The organism is Paenibacillus sp. MAEPY2 (assembly GCF_000499205.1).
GTDB lineage: Bacteria > Bacillota > Bacilli > Paenibacillales > Paenibacillaceae > Paenibacillus > Paenibacillus vandeheii.
Window position 1 is genome coordinate 41,582 of sequence record NZ_AWUK01000049.1, and the last position, 6,727, is coordinate 48,308.

General features: G+C 42.1%; 7 protein-coding genes and 1 pseudogene. 7 read left to right on the forward strand and 1 reads right to left on the reverse strand.

From position 1 onward, the window contains the following. Positions 1-92: 92 nt before the first annotated feature. Positions 93-1,406 carry an erythromycin esterase family protein gene (locus P364_RS0131265; RefSeq protein WP_024633938.1) on the forward strand — a complete coding sequence of 438 codons (1,314 nt, stop codon included), beginning with the start codon at positions 93-95 and terminating at the stop codon, positions 1,404-1,406. A 181-nt stretch (positions 1,407-1,587) separates the two neighbouring features. On the opposite strand, the pseudogene P364_RS38360 reads toward P364_RS0131265, so the two are convergent. Beyond that, positions 1,588-1,742, reverse strand: a pseudogene (locus tag P364_RS38360) (sugar O-acetyltransferase); the annotation flags it as partial. A gap of 737 nt (positions 1,743-2,479) precedes the next feature. Between P364_RS38360 and P364_RS0131275 the strand changes: the two are divergent. The 6 genes from P364_RS0131275 to P364_RS0131295 all read left to right on the forward strand — a co-directional run bounded on the left by P364_RS0131275 (position 2,480) and on the right by P364_RS0131295 (position 6,701). Beyond that, complete coding sequence (locus P364_RS0131275; protein ID WP_024633940.1) at positions 2,480-3,550, forward strand: hypothetical protein; 1,071 nt, start codon at positions 2,480-2,482, stop codon at positions 3,548-3,550. A gap of 125 nt (positions 3,551-3,675) precedes the next feature. Further along, entirely contained in the window at positions 3,676-5,094 is a 1,419-nt protein-coding gene (locus tag P364_RS0131280) for a DNA cytosine methyltransferase (RefSeq protein ID WP_081718248.1), read from the forward strand. Between the two features lie 22 nt (positions 5,095-5,116). Continuing rightward, on the forward strand, positions 5,117-5,311 hold the full coding sequence (locus P364_RS0131285; RefSeq protein WP_024633942.1) for a hypothetical protein: 195 nt from the start codon (positions 5,117-5,119) through the stop codon (positions 5,309-5,311). Positions 5,312-5,910: 599 nt separating this feature from the next. Further along, positions 5,911-6,249, forward strand: coding sequence for a sigma factor-like helix-turn-helix DNA-binding protein (locus P364_RS0131290; RefSeq protein ID WP_024633943.1), 339 nt, complete (start codon positions 5,911-5,913; stop codon positions 6,247-6,249). Further along, positions 6,201-6,416, forward strand: a complete 216-nt coding sequence (locus tag P364_RS37095) for a helix-turn-helix domain-containing protein (RefSeq protein WP_081718240.1) — start codon at positions 6,201-6,203, stop codon at positions 6,414-6,416. Before P364_RS0131290 ends, P364_RS37095 begins: the two co-directional genes overlap by 49 nt. Before the next feature lie 33 nt (positions 6,417-6,449). Then, on the forward strand, positions 6,450-6,701 hold the full coding sequence (locus P364_RS0131295) for a hypothetical protein (RefSeq protein ID WP_024633944.1): 252 nt from the start codon (positions 6,450-6,452) through the stop codon (positions 6,699-6,701). Positions 6,702-6,727 lie beyond the last annotated feature (26 nt).

Consider the following 6,727-nt stretch of genomic DNA (forward strand, 5'->3'; position numbering starts at 1 on the left):
TGGCCTATTTCCTAAGGGAGGCCAGTTTTGGGTTAATAAATGGACAAATCGGAAATAATTCACTCATACTGTCTGTAGGAGGGAACAACTTCATGAATTCCAGTGATAATCAATCAGAGCAAAGCGCATATTTGAAAGAGCTGAATGCCTTATTTATCCCTTTGGATGGAATGGAGAATCTGGACCGCATGGTTGAGGCTATCGGAGATGCAGATATTGTGCTGCTCGGCGAAGCGAGCCATGGGACGTCTGATTTTTACCGAGTTCGGGCCGATCTTTCGAAGAGACTGATTGCAAGCAAGGGATTCAACATTATAGGCGTGGAAGGAGACTGGCCCTCTGCTTATCGGTTGAACCGATATATTAAAGGGATGGTGGGAGCCGATTCTTCAGCAGCCGAGGCACTAGGTGATTCTACCCGTTGGCCGACCTGGATGTGGGCGAATACGGATATTCGTGATTTTGCGGAGTGGCTGAAGGAGCATAATGCAGCGAATTACGGCGGCAGTGACCGTCCGAAGGTTGGATTTTATGGCATAGATATGTACTCGTTATGGGAATCGATGGAGGCAATTATCAGTTATCTGGAGGAGACCAAGTCTCCCCAGCTGGAACAGGCCCGCCGGACATACGCCTGTTTCGATCCATACAGTAAGGACCATCAAAGTTATGGCATTGCGGCAGGGTTGCTCTCGGAGAGTTGTGAGAATGAAGTGGTTGAGCTGCTTAAGCAGATGCATAGCCGGCGCATGGCGCATCCGGGAAGTGAGGAAGAGCTGAATGCGGAGGTGAACATGCTGGTCACTTCCAGCTCGGAGGCCTACTATCGTACGATGGTTCGAGGCGGCCCGCAGTCTTGGAATGTACGGGACAGACATATGGTTGAATCGCTGAAGCGAATCATGTCCTATTACGGGTCCTCTGCCAAAGCCATTGTCTGGGAGCATAATACGCATATCGGTGACGCGCGGGCAACGGATATGATGCAGGATGGCATGGTTAATGTGGGTCAGCTGCTGCGTGAGGATCCGGAACATCGGGTGTTTGCCGTTGGCTTCGGAACCTATCAGGGCGAGGTACTGGCTGGAAGAGCCTGGGGAGCTCCGGTGGAGAAAATGACCGTGCCGCCCGGACAGCCAGGAAGCTGGGAGGATTACATGCACCGGGCGGGAGGCGGCCGGAATGGCATGGTAATGCTATCCGATGCATCATCCATGCTAAATACGGTCATTGGCCACCGTGCCATCGGTGTGGTATATGATCCTGAACATGAGCGATTCGGCAATTACGTGCCTTCCAGCATGGCGGACCGTTATGATGCGTTTGTTCATATCGATCGGACCACCTCTCTTCTGCCACTGCCTATCCTTCAGCCGGTTGCAACGGAAGCTTTATTTTCAAAATAACGGTTCCATATAAAAACAGCAGCAGGCCACTCGAGGTGTGGAAATTGACTGGACAACAATGCCTGTTTAGAGTCCTTCTTCTGTCATCTAAAGACCAAGGCAACCGGTCAGTTTGAAAGGTTGCCTGGTTTTCCTTATCGTTTGTTGTTGGATCAAGTTGAGAACCTTCTGGGTTCACTGGTTATTCTTCTATTGTTTTGATTACTTTTGCAGGTACACCAGCAACAATAGTGTTGGCAGGCACATCCTTTGTTACTATCGCTCCTGCCGATATAATTGAATTCTCACCGTCTGTTACACCCGGCTGATGGTTGCTGCAATCCCAATCCAGGCTCTTTTTTTAATAACAATGGGATTTGAAACGGTCGATCTTCTTGAGTAGCGGTAGCTACAGTTCGAATCTCATGAAGCAAACCTAAACCGTAACCCTTATTGTGATGGACAAGGGGAATATAGATATTAGACAGATGAATTTGTTTGTCGGTGTGGTAAATCCGTAACTTCAGGACAAGAGTACGCGTAAGGTTTGTTATCAGTTTCTTGCACCTCAACTTCCAGCAATTCCTTCACATCCGAGGAACCACTGTGAGTTACATCATGAGAATACATTTTTTCAAAAAGCGGAGTTAGAAAAGTAGATACTGATTGCTGAAGATCATGGGTGATGGACATATGAGAGACTCGCCTTCCTAAAATATACAATTAGCATATCTTGCTGTGAAATAAACAGCAATACGCATATTCGAGTGACACGGTAACAATCATAGGCAGTACATATGAAAACCAGCAAATGCATGTAATGATTTATGTTTGCAACGCCTTGCCACTCTTGGATAATTTAGAACAGGAAATCAATAGGCTTCTCGTGTTCAAATGATGATAAATCTGATAAAGTAATACTATTACGAATGAATGAATTATTTTCATTGAAGCACAGTTGTTGCAGTCAATGAGGGAGACGCTTAACAAGCAATAAATATAGAGTCAATCACAATGGAGACAAATAGGTATACGGGACCCGTATGCCTTTTTTTGTCTCCATTTTTTTGTCTCGAAAGAGGGGTGAAGTCATCATGACTACAGAAAAGCAACTTGACCTATTTCAAACCGATTTTACGGACCACAGGAAGTACCTGGATGGTGTATTTAAATCAAAAGAGGAGCTAATTAGACAATTCCAGGAAGAAGGAAGAGATACGATATTTCATGTCTTATCTTTTGGAGCTGGGACTCAGTCTACGCATTTACTTGAACAGCACTTTAGAGGGCTGGTTCATTACGACTTTATCATATTCGCGAATACGGGGGCTGAGCCGGCATTTATTCACCAGCAAGTAGCCTGGTGGCGTCAAAGGCAACAGGAAGTTGGAAACACAACCCCCTTCATTACAACGCAACATAATACGATGGAGCGCGGGTTGGAGGAAATGTTGATGCGTTACATTTATACGGACTATCAACGTTTCCAGCTTCCTGTATACTGCAACCGGGTAGATCCGGAGACAGGAGAGATGATTCGGGGTGGTTTGATGCCGAGACAGTGTACAGTTGATTTTAAGATTGTACCAGTTAAACAAAAAGCCCGGCAGCTTGTGCTACAGTTGTACGGTCTAGGCCCAAGGCAGCAAATGCCAGACCACGTGGGATTCATCATCGACATTGGATTTAGTGTTGATGAAATCCGCCGAATTAAAACGTATCAGTCGCCTCAATACGATTACATGCGATTAGCTTACCCGCTAGTTGAGGAAAACGTAACGACAGATGATAGCATAAGGTTCCTGATTGATAATGACTTCCCTACGCGGAGATCCCGCTGCTATCTATGCCCATTCAATTGCTCTGCAGACAGAGAAATCGGTATGGATTGGGACGAGATCATCCGAGAAGAGCCATTATCCTTTCTAAAGTCCTGCTGGTTTGATGAGCAACTGCGCGAAGTTCAGGCGACTGGATCAAAAATTATGAGGAGTATTCCCTTCCTTCATTATAGCCGGCGGCCTTTACGAGACGTGTTCCCTGTATACGAGCTGCTACGGAGTACCTATAAAAAGGATTTTGCCATGTGGCATGATGAGTGGATGTGCTATATTAGCGAGAAATGGGGCAGAACTAGTCCCGCTTACAAGAAAAGTGCTGGTTGAAGTCAGTAACTAACCAATAGAGATTCTGGCTCACAGTTTGGTTGTTAACATAATTAACGAATAGGAAGGAGGGAATCCCCATGAGGTTGAGGGGATTCCCCCTCACCTATGGGGAAACTCACAATATGAATAATCGCAAATTGACTTTAAAAAAGGTCTACACGGTAAGTAAAAAGAATAATGCTCCACGCTTGTGGCTTCAACACATGGTATGTGAAGCTGCAGGTCTGATACCTGGATCAGAACTATTCGTTCAAGTCGATGAAATGAATAAGCAAATTACGATCCGGAATAGTCCATTCGATGAAACACAAGATGTGTACGAGGTCAGTGTTTCGTCTAGAATGAACCGTACTAGCGGCAAACCACGTCCTCTGGTAGACACATCTGGATCGAAATTTTCGTCTATCCTTTGCATTCAGGAGAAAATTGAAATAAGTGTCTATCGCAATGGCCCACATGCAGAAATTGTTGTGAGTCCACTCCGATTCCGCTTATTCGACACTGAAACATTTGAGTCTTCAGACGAACGTATTCGCCTTCTAACGGTTTGTTCGGGTTCTGGGATAGGAGCATCCATGTTTGTAGATAGCCAATACTACACGGCGGTACAAGAAGTTGAAATTGAAGAAGATTGCGCGGAGGTTATCAAAGAGAACTTTCCTTATTCCTACTTATTCAATGGTGATCTAAGAGATTGCAACACGGTCGCTAAGGCTGATGTAGCTTTCATCTCCTTGGATTGTTCCGAACACAGTAGTATAGGAGACGGCGGACAAGGTTATTTCGATAACATTGTCCTAGGAACTTATAAAATATTGAAAGCCGCGGATCCCCGTGTTATTTTTTCTGAGAACGTCCCGGCATTCTATCAATCTACTGTGTTTCATAATCTTCAGGAACTTTTGACTCCTGATTATCCTTATATGATTGGGCCTATCACGATTGATAGTTATAACTTTGGTTCTATAGCGCATCGGAAGCGTTCCTATACACTCTTTGTTAAGGATAAAGAGGACTTCGATCTGTTCCGTGAACCAAAAGCTCCAGTATTCCGACGACACAAATTAAAAGAGTACCTGGATACTGCAACAGATCATGAATGGAAATCGGTCAAGACTTGGTGGGATAGTTTTCTAGGAAAGAAAGCGAAGAATAACTCGTGGGCAGATCGCAATACGGATAAAACCTTCGTCAAACCAGAAGAGTGTACTGAACTACAATGCATACCGGCAAGATATCGAAGTCATAGTGCCAGTAACTCCTATGTTCTAAACGAACAGGGCGATCAATGGCGTTTCTTGACTATCAATGAATTACGGCGTATTTTCCAGATCCCAGCATGGTTTAAATTCCCTGAGCACACGCCAATGTCTCGAATATACGAGATGATTGGACAGAGTGTATGTGGTCGTGTAATTCGTGCCTTTGCCAATGAAATTAGTTCGTTGTTCTTCCGCAGATTTGCGGGAGTGAAGCATAAGAACAATGACAATATAGGTGTGATAAGGGACCAGCACGGTCAAATAGGATTTGCGTTTTAACAGTAAGATACGAGGTGAAATTTTGAGTAAAACGGAGTTTGATGTGTCACTATTTTTAAGTTTCTTTATCCCAGGCATACTTGTGACTGCAATTATGATTTCAATTTACTATCTGATCGGAAGAAGGAATCCTAATACCGATCGTTTATGGACCTATCCTATGATCACATTTGGAATTGTAGCCATTGTTTATGCACCCATTGCTGCTGTAACCTGACTTTAAAATTTCTACAGAAACAACCATCTTGATTAAGATGGTTGTTTTTTTGAGGTGAAAACTATCGCATATTCATGAAGGACAACTAAAAATCAATATAATTACCTCAAGAATTCATGGCAAGAGAAAACCCACCTCATAAGGTTGATCGCCTGACGGTGGGTTTCGCATAAATAGCATTATTCAGCTCATGCACGCCGTGGCAGTCCACAGCCTTTCTACATGACCGTTGACGCGGTAAATGCTCTTCATAACGCAATCACCATAATCATAGGTTGGCGCCTGATGGCGAGGTATTTATAACTAAATGATAACAAATTTAAGGGTATATTCAACCAACCGATTGCATGGAATATAGCGCTCCAATTCTCGGGTTTTGTTCTTATTGAAACTTATCTTCATTTCTGTTCAATTTTGAAGAAACGGATCAGAGTTTCAAATACAGGTCTGAATTTAAATAGCTTCATTATAAATGGAAGCCAAAAAACGATAAAAATGCTATAATAAAATAGAACAAATGTTCCTATTTTGGTTGTAAAATATTTCTTGGTTTTCCCTACATATGTAGAAAGTTTATTTCGAAAGGAGTGGTTTTCAAGTTGGAAAATCAGCAAACAGTATACGAGCGATATAGGAAAGAGATTTATCGAATTGGTTGGAGAGTGCAATATAGAGCAAAAAAAATTAAATATCGTGAGTTACCAATTTTTGAAGATGAGGCAATAAAGGGGGATTTTACATCCTTCTCTGAAAACAAAATTATGGCAGAACAACTTATTAGCTCGCTACCAGATATAGGGAAGAATGTACTAAGTAAGATTTATCTAGAGGGTTACACAGAATCTGAAGTTGCTCTTAAACTAAACATTAGTCAGCAGGCGGTGAATAAATGGAAGAGAAAAATGTTGAACCTATTATCTCAGAAAATCAGTTCTTAGAATTGTTGACTGCTGCAAAAAACAATGATCCCAAAGCAATTTTGGAACTCTTGAATTTATTTAATCCTGATATACAAAAATTAAGTAGATATATATATCTACCACCAGAAGATGCTGCTTCAGAAATTATTACTGAATTTCTTGAGTTTATTAAAAATGAAAGCTAGCTAATTTTTAATCAAGAAAGGAGGGAAGATCTTGTGGATACAATTTCTCTTGAGAATTTAGGTGCTTTGATTGGGACGGTTGGGTTTCCAAGCTTAATTGCTATTATTTTATTAAGAAGTGTCCTTGGTAATTTTAATCAAAGGTTAGACGATTTAGATAAAAGATTAATACAACTTAATAAGTCTATTTTACTGGTAGATAAAACCTTAAATAAGCTAACTAAAAATGATCTATCGGTGGTGAGAGAAATTGAAACAAATTCTTCGGATACTCAAAAAAAATGAATTTTTAATAAAAAGAAGAACATAAA